The 16,940-nt window shown below is 37.7% G+C and carries 18 protein-coding genes; 14 read left to right on the top strand and 4 right to left on the bottom strand.

Annotated features, from left to right (window positions below; all coding sequences use genetic code 11):
* The first annotated feature begins 39 nt into the window (after positions 1-39).
* The 11 genes from mlaD (at position 40) to AC27GZ_RS01585 (ending at position 12,352) form a co-directional block, all read left to right on the top strand.
* A complete protein-coding gene (mlaD, locus tag AC27GZ_RS01635) occupies positions 40-513 on the top strand; it encodes an outer membrane lipid asymmetry maintenance protein MlaD (RefSeq protein WP_487093134.1) in 474 nt (157 codons plus the stop codon).
* Positions 513-1,295: an MlaC/ttg2D family ABC transporter substrate-binding protein gene (locus AC27GZ_RS01630; RefSeq protein ID WP_487093133.1), complete on the top strand. Its 783-nt coding sequence runs from the start codon at positions 513-515 to the stop codon at positions 1,293-1,295. Before mlaD ends, AC27GZ_RS01630 begins: the two co-directional genes overlap by 1 nt.
* Positions 1,296-1,298: 3 nt before the next feature.
* On the top strand, positions 1,299-1,592 hold the full coding sequence (locus AC27GZ_RS01625) for an STAS domain-containing protein (protein ID WP_487093132.1): 294 nt from the start codon (positions 1,299-1,301) through the stop codon (positions 1,590-1,592).
* A 17-nt stretch (positions 1,593-1,609) separates the two neighbouring features.
* Positions 1,610-1,885 carry a BolA family protein gene (locus tag AC27GZ_RS01620; RefSeq protein ID WP_487093131.1) on the top strand — a complete coding sequence of 92 codons (276 nt, stop codon included), beginning with the start codon at positions 1,610-1,612 and terminating at the stop codon, positions 1,883-1,885.
* Positions 1,886-2,034: 149 nt separating this feature from the next.
* Positions 2,035-3,312 (top strand): UDP-N-acetylglucosamine 1-carboxyvinyltransferase, encoded by a 1,278-nt coding sequence (gene murA / locus AC27GZ_RS01615; protein ID WP_487093130.1) that lies wholly within the window; start codon positions 2,035-2,037, stop codon positions 3,310-3,312.
* A gap of 277 nt (positions 3,313-3,589) precedes the next feature.
* A complete protein-coding gene (gene putA / locus AC27GZ_RS01610; protein WP_487093129.1) occupies positions 3,590-7,441 on the top strand; it encodes a bifunctional proline dehydrogenase/L-glutamate gamma-semialdehyde dehydrogenase PutA in 3,852 nt (1,283 codons plus the stop codon).
* Positions 7,442-7,626: 185 nt separating this feature from the next.
* Positions 7,627-8,328: an MliC family protein gene (locus AC27GZ_RS01605; protein WP_487093128.1), complete on the top strand. Its 702-nt coding sequence runs from the start codon at positions 7,627-7,629 to the stop codon at positions 8,326-8,328.
* Positions 8,329-8,394: 66 nt separating this feature from the next.
* Complete coding sequence (locus AC27GZ_RS01600; RefSeq protein ID WP_487093127.1) at positions 8,395-8,865, top strand: winged helix-turn-helix transcriptional regulator; 471 nt, start codon at positions 8,395-8,397, stop codon at positions 8,863-8,865.
* 61 nt (positions 8,866-8,926) lie between these two features.
* The gene (locus AC27GZ_RS01595) at positions 8,927-9,769 is read left to right on the top strand and encodes an HDOD domain-containing protein (RefSeq protein WP_487093126.1); all 843 of its coding nucleotides are present in this window, start codon (positions 8,927-8,929) and stop codon (positions 9,767-9,769) included.
* 182 nt (positions 9,770-9,951) lie between these two features.
* The gene (locus AC27GZ_RS01590; protein WP_487093125.1) at positions 9,952-11,376 is read left to right on the top strand and encodes a sodium-dependent transporter; all 1,425 of its coding nucleotides are present in this window, start codon (positions 9,952-9,954) and stop codon (positions 11,374-11,376) included.
* A gap of 79 nt (positions 11,377-11,455) precedes the next feature.
* Positions 11,456-12,352 (top strand): class I SAM-dependent methyltransferase, encoded by an 897-nt coding sequence (locus AC27GZ_RS01585; protein WP_487093124.1) that lies wholly within the window; start codon positions 11,456-11,458, stop codon positions 12,350-12,352.
* Positions 12,353-12,513: 161 nt separating this feature from the next.
* On the opposite strand, the gene AC27GZ_RS01580 is transcribed toward AC27GZ_RS01585, so the two are convergent.
* Positions 12,514-12,651: a hypothetical protein gene (locus AC27GZ_RS01580; protein ID WP_487093123.1), complete on the bottom strand. Its 138-nt coding sequence runs from the start codon at positions 12,649-12,651 to the stop codon at positions 12,514-12,516.
* Between the two features lie 242 nt (positions 12,652-12,893).
* A complete protein-coding gene (locus AC27GZ_RS01575) occupies positions 12,894-13,766 on the bottom strand; it encodes a DNA ligase (RefSeq protein ID WP_487093122.1) in 873 nt (290 codons plus the stop codon).
* Between the two features lie 120 nt (positions 13,767-13,886).
* Between AC27GZ_RS01575 and AC27GZ_RS01570 the strand changes: the two genes are divergently transcribed.
* Entirely contained in the window at positions 13,887-14,393 is a 507-nt protein-coding gene (locus AC27GZ_RS01570) for a hypothetical protein (RefSeq protein WP_487093121.1), read from the top strand.
* A 61-nt stretch (positions 14,394-14,454) separates the two neighbouring features.
* Here the strand turns inward: AC27GZ_RS01570 and AC27GZ_RS01565 are convergent, their stop codons facing one another.
* Positions 14,455-15,195, bottom strand: a complete 741-nt coding sequence (locus tag AC27GZ_RS01565; RefSeq protein ID WP_487093120.1) for a DUF3581 family protein — start codon at positions 15,193-15,195, stop codon at positions 14,455-14,457.
* Positions 15,196-15,287: 92 nt separating this feature from the next.
* The gene (locus AC27GZ_RS01560) at positions 15,288-15,569 is read right to left on the bottom strand and encodes a GIY-YIG nuclease family protein (RefSeq protein WP_487093119.1); all 282 of its coding nucleotides are present in this window, start codon (positions 15,567-15,569) and stop codon (positions 15,288-15,290) included.
* Between the two features lie 44 nt (positions 15,570-15,613).
* Between AC27GZ_RS01560 and arfB the strand changes: the two genes are divergently transcribed.
* Positions 15,614-16,027 carry an alternative ribosome rescue aminoacyl-tRNA hydrolase ArfB gene (arfB, locus tag AC27GZ_RS01555; protein ID WP_487093118.1) on the top strand — a complete coding sequence of 138 codons (414 nt, stop codon included), beginning with the start codon at positions 15,614-15,616 and terminating at the stop codon, positions 16,025-16,027.
* Between the two features lie 15 nt (positions 16,028-16,042).
* A complete protein-coding gene (locus AC27GZ_RS01550; RefSeq protein WP_487093117.1) occupies positions 16,043-16,894 on the top strand; it encodes a DUF2797 domain-containing protein in 852 nt (283 codons plus the stop codon).
* Positions 16,895-16,940: the final 46 nt, after the last annotated feature.

Raw genomic sequence — 16,940 nt, 5'->3', positions numbered from 1 at the left:
CTCATAATAGTATTAAATAAAAGGCGTTTGGTGAAAGACATGATGTCAAAAAAAATAGAATTAATGGTAGGTTTTTTTGTTGCTTTAGGTATTGCCGCTTTGCTAATGCTGTCGCTTAAGGTGGCTAATACAGGTATGACAGGCAATAGTGAAACGTATAACCTATTAGCTAAATTCGATAACATTGGCGGTTTAAAAGTACGTTCACCCGTTAAAGTCGGTGGTGTTGTTGTTGGGCGTGTGAGTAACATTGCTTTAGATGAAGAAGATTATATTCCAGTAGTCACGTTAGAAATTTTTAAAGAATACAATAGTTTTTCAGAAGCAACTTCTGTTGCTATTTTAACCTCTGGCTTATTAGGCGAGCAGTATTTAGGGTTACAGCCAGGCTTTATGGATGAGTCACTCGAAATACTACAACCTGGTGATTATATTGAAGATACCAAACCAGCACTGGTGTTAGAAGAACTGATAGGACAATTTTTATTTAGCCAAGGAAGTGGTGACGAGTAATGCAGATGATAGGTATTCACACAAAGCAAACATTTAAAAAGCTAGTACTTTCGATTAGCTTAATCATCAGCTTTTCAATGTGGACTAGTATTGCTCTAGCCCAAACAGAAAACGCCACTGTAACCAAAGCAGCACAACTACCATCTGTGCCCACAAACGATCTTGTTGATAAAAAAGATCCTTATTTGATGATTAAGGAAGTCGCTGGAAAAACGTTTAAACGCTTCGCCAGAGAAGAGCAGGCCATCAAGGAGAACCCTAACTTACTTAAAAACATAGTGCGTGAAGAGTTAATGCCTTATGTGCATTATAAGTATTCTGCTTTTAAAGTTATCGGCAAGAATTACAAGAAAACAACCGATGCGGAGCGACGTGCTTTTGTCCCTGTATTTCGTGAGTATTTGGTTACCTCTTATGCGCAAGTGTTTACCTTGTATGATAACCAAGAAGTGATTTTTGCCCCTGCTAAAGGCTTTGCTGATAAGAGAATAGTTGCAGTTAACACTAAAATTCTAATACCTGGTGGTGAAGATATTGATGTCTCGTTCAAGGTAAGAAAAGATCGTAAAACTAAGGAATGGGAAGCTTTTGATATGGTAGCTGAAGGTGTTAGTTTGCTTGATAGTAAAAAAGCTGAGCTTGGTAGCATTATTCGTCAAAAAGGATTGCCATACGTTACTGATATGCTTAGAAAAAAAAGTGAGCGAAATATCGTTTTTAAAGGGCAATCGCAAGGCGAAAAAGATGCTGATGCAACAACATCAAACAAAAAAGCAGGTTAGCTTGTGGCAGATATAGATGTTATTTTTGGTGAAAACCTGATTGCCCTACAAGGTGAACTTACCCGCCATACCTTAATGAAGATATCACCAAAAACTCATGAGTTTTTATTAAAACAAACTAAAATACTCGTAGATTTACAGCAAGTCAGTAAAGTTGATACTGCTGGTCTTGCATGGTTGTTTTATCTACTTGAGCAAGCTCATCATGTCAATTGCCAATTAAATTTTGCAAATTTACCCACTAAGTTAGATAATTTGATTAAGTTAAGTGGGGTAGAGGGCTTTTTGCCGCAATAAACTCGTCACCACAACATTTGAATATAATTGAGGAAAAACACTTGGACATAGCAGAAATAGAAAAATTAATTAATGACGCATTAACGCTTGATGAATTACAAGTTAAATTCGACGGTTCACAATGTAGCATTGTTGCTGTCGCTGACATGTTTGCTGAGTTATCTCGTGTAAAACGTCAACAAGTGGTTTTTGCCCCTTTAGCTGATGCAATCAAAGCGGGTACTATTCATGCCGTAACGGTTAAAACCTTTACTAAAGAACAATGGCAGCGTGATAAATTGTTTAATATGTAGTGTTTTTGTAACACTTAGCCCTTCATTTAGTTTTAGCCAAGAAAAAAGCTGCTCATTGAACTAATTAATGTAATACTGGTCAAAATCGAGTTTAGGGTGCAATATGAGCAGCCCCTCCCCATTAATTAACACTGAAGAAAGTAAATATTTTGGACGCATTTAAAGTTATTGGTGGCAAGCCACTACGTGGTGAAGTTACTATCTCTGGCGCAAAGAACGCCGCACTTCCTATTTTAATGTCAGCACTGTTATCTAAAACAACCGTTGTTTTTAATAATGTACCGCAACTTAATGATATTCTCACCACTGTAAAATTATTAGGCCAATTGGGGGCTAAAACTCAGTGGTTAAGTGAAGATAAGTTGAGTATCGATGCAAGCGCTATTACCGAATGCTGTGCACCGTATGAACTTGTTAAAACAATGAGAGCGTCAATTTTGGTGTTAGGTCCATTACTTGCGCGTATGGGGCATGCTGAAGTCTCTTTACCTGGTGGTTGTGCTATAGGTGCGCGACCTGTAAACCTTCATATTCAAGGTTTAAAGGCGATGGCCGCCGATATTGAAGTTGAAAATGGCTACATAGTTGCTAAAAAGCAAGGCCGTCTTCAAGGGGCTAATATCTTTATGGATATAGTCAGTGTTACAGGTACTGAAAACTTAATGATGGCTGCAGCATTAGCCGAAGGCACTACCGTTATTGAAAATGCTGCCCGTGAGCCTGAAATTGTCGATTTAGCCAATTGCTTAATTAGTATGGGCGCGAAAATTTCAGGTGCTGGTTCAGACACTCTGACCATTGAAGGTGTTGAAGAGCTTCGTGGCAGTGAATATTCTGTTATGCCAGACAGAATCGAAACAGGTACTTTTCTTGTGGCTGCGGCAGTAACACAAGGCAAAGTAAAATGCTTAAATACCGATCCAAGTTCCTTAGAGGCAGTATTAGCTAAGCTGACTGAAGCGGGCGCAACTATTACCACAGGCATTGATGCTAACAAGCAAGAATGGATTGAACTAGAAATGACTGAGCAGCCTAAGGCTGTCAATGTAAAAACAGCGCCACATCCAGCATTTCCGACTGATATGCAAGCGCAGTTTATGACCATGAATGTATTGGCTCAAGGTACTGCCACTGTCATTGAAACCATTTTCGAAAATCGTTTTATGCATGTACCTGAATTACAACGTATGGGAGCCCATATTACGCTTGAAGGAAATACCGCAATAGTTAGCGGTGTTGATTCTCTTAATGGTGCTCAAGTTATGGCAACAGATTTACGTGCATCAGCTAGCTTAGTGATTGCTGGTTTAGTGGCAGAAACGCCAACGCAAGTGGATCGCATTTATCATATTGATCGAGGCTACCTTCGCATTGAAGATAAATTACAAGCTTTAGGTGCTGATATTACCCGCATTTCTGCAAGTTAAACCAACAACACCTAGCTACCCAAATATTAAGCCACATGTTTTCAGTATTAATTATGGAAAAATGTGGCTTTTTCAGTATTAAAATCTGTAAAATCCCGAAAATAGCTAGCACATTCTGTGGTGTTATCTTTAAAATTCCTTTTTTAATAATTCGTTGAAATTAGTTTAGCAGCCTACCCCAAAGGACAGCTTTTTTATACGCAGCAGTATTAACTATACTCAATTAATTATCGTTTAATAAATATCATTTTAATTTGAATTACTTTGAGGAATGCTCATGCTTTTTACTGGTTCATTAACATCAGATTGCACCCTTCGTCAGAAAATCCGTGACTTTTATCGAATAGATGAAAATGTTGCTATTGACCATATTTTACCTTTTGCTGAAGTGAATGTGAGTGCTCGCTCGCGCGCTTGGGAGCGCGCAAGAAAAATGGTATTGAAAATTCGCCAAGATCAAGAAGGCAATGGCGCTATAGATGCATTATTAAATGAATATTCATTATCTTCGGAAGAAGGCGTGGTTTTGATGTGTCTAGCTGAGGCCTTGTTACGTGTGCCAGACAAACATACACAGGATATGTTAATTCGAGACAAAATTTCTCAAGGGCAGTGGAGTTCTCACTTAGGCTCAAGTGACTCATTATTTGTAAACGCTTCATCTTGGGGCTTATTAATTACTGGCTCTATGGTGGGGTATGCCGACAAACGTAATCAAGATAAGTTTGGTTTGTTGAAAAAAACTATCGGTCGTTTAGGTGAGCCTGTTATTCGTAAGTCTATGAACTACGCCATGAAAATAATGGGTAAGCAATTTGTGATGGGAGAAACTATCCAAAGTGCGACTGAGCGAGCGGCGGAAAAAGAGCAACAAGGTTATGTATACTCGTATGACATGCTTGGCGAAGGTGCTCGTACTATGGCCGATGCCGATCGTTACTTTAAGTCTTATCAAGATGCCATTGAAGTGATTGGTCAGGTTTCATTAAAGTCAGGTAAAAATGACCCACGTCGTGTACCGGGAATTTCAGTAAAACTATCGGCTATTCATCCTCGTTATGAGTTTACTCATAGCGAACGCGTTATGGCAGAAATAGTACCTAAGCTTAAAGCACTATGTTTACAAGCAAAACAGTATAATATTGGTTTAACGGTTGATGCAGAAGAATCAGAGCGTTTAGATATTTCACTTGATATCATAGAAGCGGTTTTTACTGACGCTGATTTAGGTGATTGGCAAGGTTTTGGTATTGCACTGCAAGCTTACCAAAAACGCGCTATTTTTGTGGTTGATTGGCTTCGTGAATTAACTCTTAAAGCTGATCGTCGTATGATGGTCCGTTTGGTCAAAGGTGCCTATTGGGACACCGAAATTAAAAATGCGCAAAAAGATGGCTTAAGTCACTTCCCTGTGTTTACACGTAAATCATCAACAGACGTTTCTTATCACGCTTGTGCCAACAAGTTATTGGAATACAGAGATACTATTTATCCACAATTTGCGACGCACAATGCCTATTCAGCAGCGACAATTGTTGAATTAGCCGGCGATGATAAACAAGGCTTTGAATTCCAATGTTTACATGGCATGGGTGATTCGCTATATGATCAAATTGTTTCACAAGAAGGTATTCAGTGTCGTATTTATGCTCCTGTTGGTTACCATGAAGACTTACTAGCTTACTTAGTACGTCGTTTATTAGAAAATGGCGCAAACTCATCGTTTGTTAACGCCATTGTTGATGAGACTCAACCGGTTGAATCTTTACTAGAAGATCCTGTTGAGAAAACACTACGTCTTAAAAATAAATACAACAAGCAAATTATTATGCCTGTTGATTTATACCGTAGTGAGAATGCAGCAAGTAATAGCCAGTTACCAAGTCGAGATAACTCAACGGGGTTAGATTTAACTGATATTAATGAAATTACTCCGCTTAAAGCAGCGTTAGATAACTGGTTTGCTGAAAACTTACTCAACAAAAACAATGTGCCAGATGGTGCTGTTGCTGTTAAAAATCCAGCTAATCATGCTGAAATTATAGGTTTTCACAATCATCATGAACAAGCTGAAATGTCAGCGATGATAGATCAAGCTGAACTCGCCTTTAATTCATGGTCACAAACACCGGTAAAAGAGCGCGCTGAATTACTCTGTCGTATTGCTGACGTGTTAGAAGCACACACAGCTGAACTTATTGCTTTATGTATCAAAGAAGCGGGTAAAGTTGCACAAGATGGTATTGATGAAGTGCGTGAAGCGGTAGATTTCTGTCGTTATTATGCCGCTCGCGCTATTGAACAAAGTGGTGATCAACGCTTAAAAGCACGTGGCGTGATATTGTGTATTAGCCCATGGAACTTCCCGCTAGCAATATTCTTGGGGCAAGTTGCCGCTGCTATTGCAACAGGTAATACCGTGTTAGCTAAACCCGCAGAGCAAACAGGCTTAATTGCACTTCGTACTATTGAGTTGATGAAATCAGTTGGCTTGCCTGAGAATGTGGTTCAAGCTGTTATTGCTCGCGGTAGTGTTGTTGGCAGCACAATAGTGCCTGATGAAAGGGTAGCTGCAGTAATGTTTACTGGTTCGACTGAAACAGGTACACGAATTTCTCAAACCTTGGCAGAGCGTGGTGGTGATCAAGTGCCATTGATTGCTGAAACCGGTGGTCAAAACTGTATGATTGTTGACTCCACAGCCTTGCCTGAGCAAGTGGTTGATGATGTTATTTCATCTGGCTTTCAGTCGGCAGGACAGCGCTGCTCAGCGCTACGAGTATTATTCTTGCAAGAAGATATTGCTGATAACGTTATTTCAATGCTTAAAGGTGCCTTAGCTGAGTTACATATAGGTAACCCAGAGAAACTAAGCACAGATGTTGGTCCAGTTATTGATCAGAAAGCACTTGATGCACTGAATGCGCATGCAGATTATATGAAGTCGCATGGTGAGCTTTTATATCAATGTCAGCTGGGCAGTGAAGTTTCAGACGAGGATGGCCATTTCTTCTTTGCACCACGTCTTTATGAAATCAGTGATATTAGCGTGTTAACTAAAGAAGTGTTTGGTCCTTGTGTACATATTGTTCGCTTTAAAGGTGATGAAATTGAGCAAGTGATTGAAAAAGTGAATAGCACAGGTTTTGGTTTAACTATGGGCATTCATACGCGTATAGAACATCGTGCTGCCGCCTTAGCTAGATTGTCTCGCGCGGGTAATATATACATTAACAGAAATATGATTGGCGCTATTGTTGGTGTTCAGCCTTTTGGCGGGCGTGGCTTATCTGGTACGGGGCCAAAAGCTGGTGGCCCTAATTACTTAAGCCGTTTAGTGGTTGAAGAGTCAACACCAAAAAATGAGCAATCAGATTCACTTGCATCAAAAAATGTTGCTTTAACGGGTGACGAACAAGCGCAAAGAGAAGCCAATCAATTGATGGTGAGCGCTAACGAAGCAGAGAAAAACTGGCGTTTAACAGAGTTAAATACGCGTATATCTCATGTGCGCCAGTTATTAGCTAAAATAGCGCATGTAGAAATAGTGGATGATTTAGCGGATGATTTAAATCTGACTTTAGCTGATTCACGTGATCAATTAATTCGCATTGAAAAACAGCTTAAAAAGCCAAATGAATTACCTGGCCCTACAGGTGAGTCTAATATCTTGTATTTAGAAAATAGAGGTTGTGTCATTTGTTTTGCCGATAAGAATGTTAGCTTCCACTTTTGGGTTATGTCAGTAGTAACAGCGTTAGCTACAGGTAACACGGTAGTGACTGTAGTTTCTGATTTATTCTATGAAGAAGCGTTAGCCTTTAGAGATAAATTTTTATCTACTGGTGCAGATAAAGGTGTGTTGCAGGTTGCTAAGCTTTGTCATTTAGAAACTATGCTTGCGCACCCTGCATTATCAGGTGTTGTTATTGATAGTCATTGTGATCGTAAACATTATATCAGTGAAAAATTGTCTGAGCGCCAAGGTGCTATCTTACCTGTTATTAGCTCTGAATATTTCGATAATTTAATTCAGCGTTTATTAACGGAGAAAACGATAAGTATTGATACGACGGCATCAGGAGGAAATACTTCTTTGATGACCTTAGTGGAAGATGAAGAGGCTTAGTTAAAACAAGTACTAAAGCCACGAATTGTGACTAAAGTGATAAATTGAAAAGGCAAAACCCATAGGTTTTGCCTTTTTATTTTCCAAATAGTCGTTTTTTATAGTTGATGCTGAGTGGTTGATGCTAGGTGATTGATGGTTTATGGTTTGAACTCTCTTTTTTTGTAAACCAATAAGGCAGTAACATGGGCCTAAATAAATTACTACTGGTGAGCGCGTTACTTACACTATTGATTTCTTGTCATTCTGCAACTGTGTTGGAACCAGAGCCCAACACCTTATTGGCTAACCATCAAGCTAAAGTTGCCACGCAAACCTTTGTCTATCAATGTGAAAGTGATTATGCTTTTGTTGCTCATTCAAAAAATAATGACGCTATTTGGCTTTTTTTACCCGATAGTTCACAACAATTAATGAAAGTTGTTAGTGCCTCAGGCGCAAAATATAGCCTTGTTAATGATGATAAGAAGCGGTTTTTGTTTTGGCAGCACGGCCAAGACGCCACGCTTTCTATTGATGAAAAAATCTATAAAAACTGCCAAAACAACAGGCAAGCAGCTATCTGGGAACATGCCAAGTTAATGGGAGCAGATTTTCGAGCTATAGGGCAAGAGCCTGGTTGGAGTGTAACAATTAGCCAAGAAGAGGGGGTTTTTTATCAAGGAGATTATGGCAAAACGACGATAGCTTTTAGTTATAAAGCCCCTGAATCTGATCCTAATAATGCGAGTAGCATTTATCATTTAAGTAATGAGGCACATCAACTTCGTATTACACTTACCGGCAGGGCTTGTACAGATACTATGTCAGGTGAGCAATTTGAAACCCGTGTTGCATTAAAACTTGATGGTAAGCTTTTAACAGGCTGTGGAAAGGCCTTACATTAGCTATTCTTCAGTTTAATCTGTGGTAGTATAGTTTTATCTCCATATTTATGACTGTTTAATCGATAAATGAACAAATCAAAACCTTTAGATCGTATTGATAATATTATTTTAAAAACCTTGCAATCAGATGGTCGAATTACCAATGTTGAGTTAGCACAAAAAGTTAACTTAAGTGCTAGCCCATGTTTAGATCGCGTTAAGCGACTTGAAAATGAAGGCTATATTAAACGTTACGGTGCATTTTTAGATGCTAGCAAGCTTGGTTATGGCATGACGGCATTTATTCAAGTGACTTTAGATAGAACGACAGCAGACGTTTTTAAGTTATTTAAAGTAGAAGTGGTTAAAATTAAAGAAATAGTTGAATGTCATTTAATTGCTGGTGGTTATGATTATTTATTGAAAATTCGCTTTTCAGATATTGAGAACTACCGATTGATTTTAGAAAAAGTTGCAGGACTCCCCGCAATATCACAAACTCATACTTACATGGTTACTGAGCATATCAAAGAAGAAGCTGGTGTGCCGTTAGCATAATTGCATTTGAGATTTAGGCGAATATGCATGAGGAAACCAACATTATTAAATAAGGATTTATATGAACGCACATGAATATGCTCTGCAAGCAAATGGCTCGTTTGCTTTGCCTGATGCTTGTTTTAAAGTGAAAGCTTTGATGGAAGATGAAAATTCAGCAATTAATGATTTTGCTGATGTGATCAGTGTTGATCCATCTATGACCTCTCGATTGTTGCAAATAGCTAATAGTGCAATTTATCGCTTTCCAGGAGAAATTAGCACAATTTCACGTGCTATCACCATTATTGGTACTGAAGCCATTTACAATATGATGCTGGTCGATGTCGCAGCAACTGCGTTTAAGCATTTTGAAAACCAAGCTATTGATTTAAAACGCTATTGGCGTATGAGTGTTTTTTGTGGTTTAGTAAGCAAAAACTTAGCGATAAAAGCAGGTATTAAAGATATTGAGCGTTTATTTGTTGCTGGTTTATTACAAAATTTTGGTGAGTTACTGGTGGCGAAAATAACCCCTGAAATAGCACAACAATGTGAAAAATATAATAAAGAACATTTACCTTGGCCATTACAAACTTCGGCTTTAGGCTTCACTTACACGGATATTTCTGCAGAATTACTGAAAATTTGGCAATTACCAGAGAAAATTATCATTCCTATTCGTCACTTTAATCAAGCACAGAGTAATCAAATCAATAATGATGTTAAAGTACTCAATTTAGCATCAAGGCTTGCATTACTTGATAGTCATGCTGATGAGTTTGACTATGACGGTATTATTGATAAAGCGTTATGCCAAAGCTTAAAATTAAGTGAAGAAGATATTGCACAAGCTGCTGAAATAGCAAGTAATGATGCTGAAGGAATCTTAACGGTAATGAATCCTAAACTCTTTTCTAGGTAAATGGTTGTGTTTCTTATCTTAGAGAGTGGACAAAATACTATACACAGGGCAGTGCTATTATGTTTATTTACACAAGACAAGTATCTTAAAGCTTGTTAGCATCAATCGATTCAAAGATAAAAGCATTTCAACAATAAAAACTGCTGAATTGATAAAATAATAAGTAGAAGTGAAGGAATTTTATGAGTACATCAAGAGAGCTTTTTAGCTCCCGAATTGGTTTTATTCTCGCGGCGGCAGGCTCTGCAGTTGGTATTGGTAACTTAGTAGGCTTCCCTGTTAACGCAGCAAAAAATGGCGGTGGAGCATTCTTAATTATGTATGCCCTGTTCGTGTTTTTAATTTGTCTGCCAGTGATGATTGCAGAAATGGCGGTAGGGCGTAAAACAGAGAAAGAGCCCGTAGGTGCTTATAAAACCTTAAGCGGTAACAGTTCGTTATGGGGAGCAGCTGGCTTTCTTGGAGTGCTAACACCTTTTATGATCGCGGTATTTTATATGGTAATTACCGTTTGGATTTTTGGTTATATCGCATTAACAGTCTCAGGAAATTTAGATTATTTAGCCAGTGGTGAAGGTTTTGGTACCTTCATAAATAGCCCTTATCTGTTTGTTGCTATGGCTGTTGTCGCAGCAATAGTGAATTTTATTTTAGTGGCTGGTGTTAAAGACGGTATTGAAAAAGCCGCTAAAACTCTCATGCCAGCGTTGTTCATAATGTTAGTAATCATGGTTGTTTTTGTACTCAGCCTTGATAATGCATTTGCAGGTGTTGAGTTTTTCTTAATTCCAGATGTCAGTAAAATCACACCGAGTGTGGTCAATGGCGCTTTATCACAAGCCTTTTTCTCATTGTCATTAGGCATGGGAATATTAATTACTTATGGCTCGTATATTGATAGAAATACGAATATTCCAAATTCGGCAAAACTTGTGGCAATAACTGATACAAGTGTTGCTTTTGTTGCCGGTTTAATGATTCTGCCAGCAGTATTTTCATTTAACCCTAATGTCAATCCAAGTGAGTTAAGTGATAGCTCGGTATCACTAATCTTTACATTCTTACCAAAAATATTTTTAGCCTTACAAACCTCTATTGGCTATATAGGCGCAAGTGCAGTAGCTGCTTTTTTCTTTATTCTCGTTTTCTTTGCTGCAATCACATCTTTGGTGTCGATTATTGAAGTACCGGTTTCTTATTTAGTGACAGAGAAGAAGCATAGCCGTAAAAAGGCTTTATCTATTTTACTGATGACCGCAGGCGTTTTGACTGTGTTTGCTACCTTATCATTTGGAATGGTGACATTTTTTACTGAATTTATTTCCTATGCTGGTAGCACTAAGTCCTTTTTTGATCTGGTTTATGATGTTTTTTATGACACTATATTACCACTTAACGGCTTCTTATTATGTGTTTTTGTTAGTTATCGTTGGAAGAAAAAGAACTTGTCTGAGCATTTAAGTGTTGGCAATGATAGTTATGTGGGGTCTTGGGTAGAAAAGTATATTAACTTCTCTTTAGGCACTTTTATACCCGCTATCGTTTTGGTTATTTTTATTAATACTGTTGCGCATAAATTCTTTGAAGTCAGCCTATTTGGTTTTTAAATATAGCCAGCAAAAATTTTGAAACTATAAGCCGAGCAATGTTATTATTACTCGGCTTTTTTTTCTTCGAAAAACTCCTATGATTGACTATATCACGGCAACAGACTTTACTGACTGCCAACGTTTATTCCACGGCCGTGGGCATGCTTATGATCATTTATCGCATGTCAATGTTGATTGGCTCTCGCCTGTGATTTTAATTACCTTATATCAAGCTGTAGAAGAGGATTGGTTGCTTGAGCAAGCACAGGCACTGCAATCGTTAATTGTTGATTGTCGAAGTGTGCAAGTGCAGCGGCGTTATGAAAAATACGCTCCAACCTCTGTCTTATTGGGCGAGAGTATTAACCATACTGTGGTGACAGAAAATGGCTTGTCTTATCATATTGAATTTGGCAAAGCGCAAAACAGTGGTTTGTTTTTAGATATGGCTAAAGGGCGACATTGGGTTTACCAGCACGCAAAAGATAAAAATGTTTTAAATTTGTTTGCCTACACCTGTGCTTTCTCTGTGGCTGCTACTGCCGGTGGCGCTAGTCAGGTTGTAAATATTGATTTAAGTAAAGCGTCTTTGAGTAAAGGTCGGGAAAATCATCAGTTAAATCAGTTAGCTAAAAAAGAAGGTAAGCGAGTTATTTTTGAAGGTGTTGATATATTTAAATCAAATAGCCGTATAAAAAAATATGGCAAATATGATTTATTAATTTGCGATCCACCATCTTTTCAAAAAGGCAGTGTTAACATTGAACGTGATTACGCTAAAATTATTCGTCGAATTCCACAGTGGATGAATGCTGGCGCTAAGCTTGTACTCTGTTTGAATAGCCCAGATCTGGATGAGCAATTTTTACTTACTGAAGTGGCACGTGAATGCCCTGAGTGTGTGTTTGAAGAAAAAATTGCAAATCCAGAGGTTTTTAAAGAGGCGCACTCAGGTAAGGGCTTAAAAGTATTAACCTTTACGTATCAGCCGTAAAAATTAATACTAAGCAGTTTTGGTTGTTTAATGAGAGTGCTTAATAGCCGTTAATTTCAGCTAAAACAGCTTCATTTGCGTTGCACAGACTTTTCATTTGTACAGCACTGTTTTTATATAGTAATTTTTGAATGTTACAGCTAATGGCTAAATATAGTGAATTACTTCTCAAGCACTTCGCGCTGTTCAGCCACTTCAATGCGTATATCAAAATCACGTGGCCAATCAGTATTATCATAATCAAACTCAGTTAAGGTTACTGCTTGGTTTTCTTGTAATCTAGTGTTTTTCTCTTCCATCTTATCCTCTCTTTTGAACGTTTATTTGCTCATTATTTCTTTATTGTCTAAGTTTTTTACCGGCGGGGAATTAGTTTTGTTAGCTAATTTATGCTGAAAAACTTTTCCGCTTAAACTTAGTTTATGTAATATTATTACGTATTTTTTTATTAAAAAACAAGTTTAATTCTCTTTTCACTCTTTAAATGTTGTTTTATTACAATCAATAGATTGAAAATTATACGTTTATTTTTTTATGGCTTTTATTCATTTTTAGCTCTTGTTCGCCAGTAACGAGCAAATCTTGGAATATTTGCTTGGGTAAAACCGTTGAACTTGTAGGTAATAATACTGCCAATAGCGGGAGGGTTTGCTCTGTCTTTATCAGTGAACCCTGAGCCTATTTTAAATATCACGCCCTCTGGTGTTTCTACTTTTATTGCGCCCAGCATATTTTGGTATTTACCTTTGCCTTTAATATGTGCGATCACCTTAGCTTCAGCATCTTGGTACTTTTTCAGCTTCATAATATTTGCGGTTCTACCAGAGTGATAATGGGCATTGCCAAGATGTAGCATTAGCCCTTCACCATGATGAGCAATAATGCTGTTTAGTTTTGCTTCAAGCTGTTGGTGATTTTCTACCTTGAACTGTTCAACCATTTGTAAAAAAGGTGAATTCACTGTGATTATTAGTTGCTTCATGGCTGCTATTCGATGTGTGAAAATTTCTTGGTGCTCAGGTAAATCGAAAATCATAAAACGTATTTTTTGCCAGCAATGATTATCTTCCTTGATCTTTCTGACACAAGAAAGCGTCTGTTGAAATTGGTTTCTGCCCATCCACAATTCACCATCCATGGCTTGTTCCGGCCAGTGTTGCGTGAACCACTTAGGGGCGTGAATAATATTGCCTTTACGGGTAAGAAGTTGTTTCCCATTCCAGTAACCTCTAATGCCGTCAAGCTTTTCAGAAAGCCAATATTTCTGGATATCTACGACAGAACGATAAGTTTTAGCTTGTTGGATGGCGGGTTGTTCAAACGGGGGTTGAGCAGCTTTAGCTTTACTAATAGCGCTCACACTAATTAAGATCCAGAAGGAAACAGTCACTACTGTTACTATAGTGTTTAGCATAAATAACATCCTTGTTTTAAAGCTATACAAAAAAATCCTATTTCAATAAGCATAGCTTAAAAAATCAACTAAGCTTATTGAAATGGGATTTTTAATAAATAATGTTCAAGGATTGAATATATGTACCAACTCGTCTTTATTTTTATCATTATGCTACTTTTGATGCTGTCACCTACGGTTGAAGCAAAGAAGCGTTGTAAACCTTTGTTAGCTAAACTTCATAACATACAAGCGATGCAGCGACACGGCTATTCGGCTAAGCGTGGACTAAGTTTAAGAGAACGTGAGGATAAGGCACGTGATAAGTGGTGGCAATGTGAACATGGCTCAGGTAAACAAAAAAGCAATTCAAGTAAAAAGAGTCAGTCGAAAACCACTAAAAAAAGCAAGTCATCAACATTAACTCGATATAAAACAATGAAAGCTGGTACCCCTTTTAAAACCAGTGATGCGATTGTTATTAAGTCAAAATATCAAGGAGAAAAAAAGCATGCCTGGCTGGAGTATTATCAACAGCCTAAGCAATGCCAGCGACCTGAAAGCCTGAAAGTGTTTGCCTTTTGTAGTGAAAACAAACAAACACAACGAGGAAGTTTTGAAGCGCAATATCGGCAAGGAATTGACTAATAAGGGATTGCCCAATAAGGAATTTACCCTGCAAGCAGTTGACCAGCAGACTGTTGAGTAACTACTTGCTGTTAAACTGTAATTTACTCTCTTTATACTGAGTCACTAATGCGTCAATATTATCTTGGCAGTATTCACGTAAGCCACTGAGCAGCATGTGCTTTTTACCATGACCTACAACTTCACCGTTGCTGATCAAATCAAACTCTAACCAAGCATCACCACGCTTGCCTTCAATAGATAAGCTGGTTTTGGCAAGCTCTAATGTTAGGTCTGTAATATCTAAACGCTGTAAACTGATTTTCATGCTTTGGTACATAACCATAGGACGTGCAGGATTAATCATTACGTTTTCTTTAGCCATTAACTTAACTAAAATATCTGGAAAAGTATGGCCTGAAAAGTTCACATACGCTTTTGTTAAGGCATTAATGAGCGCTGGGCAATGAGTATTTTCACCTTCTACTTCTACAGATAAATAGGTTTTTTCTTTCTCATCCTTGATATCGAAGTTAGTCGAAATTTGTGTTGGAAATACCAGTGGAACCTCATCACTAACCATGCCTGAAAAGTTAAAACTCATTTCTTTATGTAAGCCAGATTTAGCAATAATGACTGAAAATAATAGATCTCCAGGTACGCAAAAACGTTTATTGTCGATGTCGTGAAGCGGATTAAAATCATCAGCTACTTTTTTGGCAAAGTCACTTCCTTGCTGGCGAGTAAAGCTGATCACTTCATTTTCAATAGGACAATATTTTTTAATAAACATAGATTCGTTAAGCATAGATTTTTCTGGCATGTTACATCACTTCATTTTTCAAAACGGGGCATTCTAACAGCGATCACGCGATAAATCGAAAAAAATGGTGCTAAAATCAACAAAGCAGACCTCTAAGCAGTTTCATTGCTAGCAAGATAAGCCGTAACTAATTGCTCTTTTTTTATTTTGGGGAGCTTTCTTAATTGGTATTCTCTTTTGCTGGCGCTACTCTTATCAATAGCTGTTTCAATAAAAGCCAGTGTAACAGGGCGTTTTGCTCTAGTATATTTAGCCCCAAGCTTGCTATGATTATGTTGGTGTAAGCGACGCTCAATATCTGTAGTGATTCCCGCATATAAGCTGTTGTCATTACAGCGCAATAAATAAACGTACCAATTACTGTTTGTAGTCATTATTACCGACAAGTATTTTTAAGATAAGCCGATGGTAAATAAAAGTGTTAGAGATATCAAATAACGTCAGTTTGGCTGATTGGGAGATAGAGCTGAGTGCTATCCGTTCTCAGGGGAATGGCGGTCAACGAGTAAATAAAGTGGCAACTGCTATTCATCTTCGTTTTGACATAAACCGTTCTTCATTACCGTCAGTTTATAAAGAAAGGCTTTTGGCAAGTAATGACACTCGTATTTCAAAAGATGGAGTTATTATCATTAAAGCTCAATCTTATCGTACTCAAGAAATGAATAAAGATGACGCATTATCACGTTTAAAAGCTATTATTGTTTCTGCGATGGTCGTACAAAAAAAGCGTCGTATTACCAAACCAACTAAAAGCTCTGTTCAACGGCGGTTAACAGATAAAGCTAATAAAAAAACCATTAAACAAACACGTCAAAAAGTTAAATTTTAATAAAAGAGAGTGTCAATGCCAGTTTCAGCAATCGGTGCAATAGAAAAATTAACAGCCCAACTTGATAGTGATAATACCGTGCAATATCAGCTTCCTTTAGCTGCTATTCATGACAACGAGAGCGCACAAAGTATTCCTTTAAATGAACTTATTGGAAAGAAAATCACCCTAAATTTTCATCATAAAATTGCTTGTAAGCACTGTGGAAAAGCAACTAAGAAAAGTTATTCGCAAGGTTTTTGTTATCCGTGTATGACAAAATTAGCTCAATGCGACATGTGTATCATGAAGCCAGAAACTTGTCATTTTGAAAAGGGAACTTGCCGTGAGCCAGCATGGGGTGAGCAGTATTGTATGATAGATCATTATGTGTACTTATCGAATACTTCAGCCTTAAAAGTAGGTATCACTCGTCATACTCAAATACCTACTCGCTGGATTGACCAAGGGGCAACTCAAGCATTACCTATTTTTAAAGTGAGTACTCGCTTACAGTCAGGGTTGGTTGAAACTGCTTTAGGGGAGTTTATTGGTGATAAAACAAATTGGCGAGCTATGCTTAAAGGCAGTAATGATCCTATAGATTTAAATGCAAAGGCAAAAGAGTTGGTACCTAAAATAGCAGAGCGTTTAGCTGATATTAAGTTAAAGTATGGTGAAGATGCTGTTCAATTGTTAGATGAAGAAGTGGTTGAGATCAATTATCCTGTGAGTCAATATTTAACGAAGATTAGTTCATTTAATTTTGATAAAACACCGGTCGTGTCAGGCATTTTGTTAGGAATTAAAGGGCAATATTTAATTTTTGAGCAAGGCGTGATTAATATGCGCAAATTCTCTTCTTATCAAATAAGTATTGAATATTGATTTCTCGCTAATGTTTTAGAAAATATGTGCTAGATTTACATTAAGT

It is taken from the genome of Colwellia sp. SU-HH00943 (genome assembly GCF_057546125.1).
This window is presented reverse-complemented; position numbering and strand designations above follow the sequence as displayed.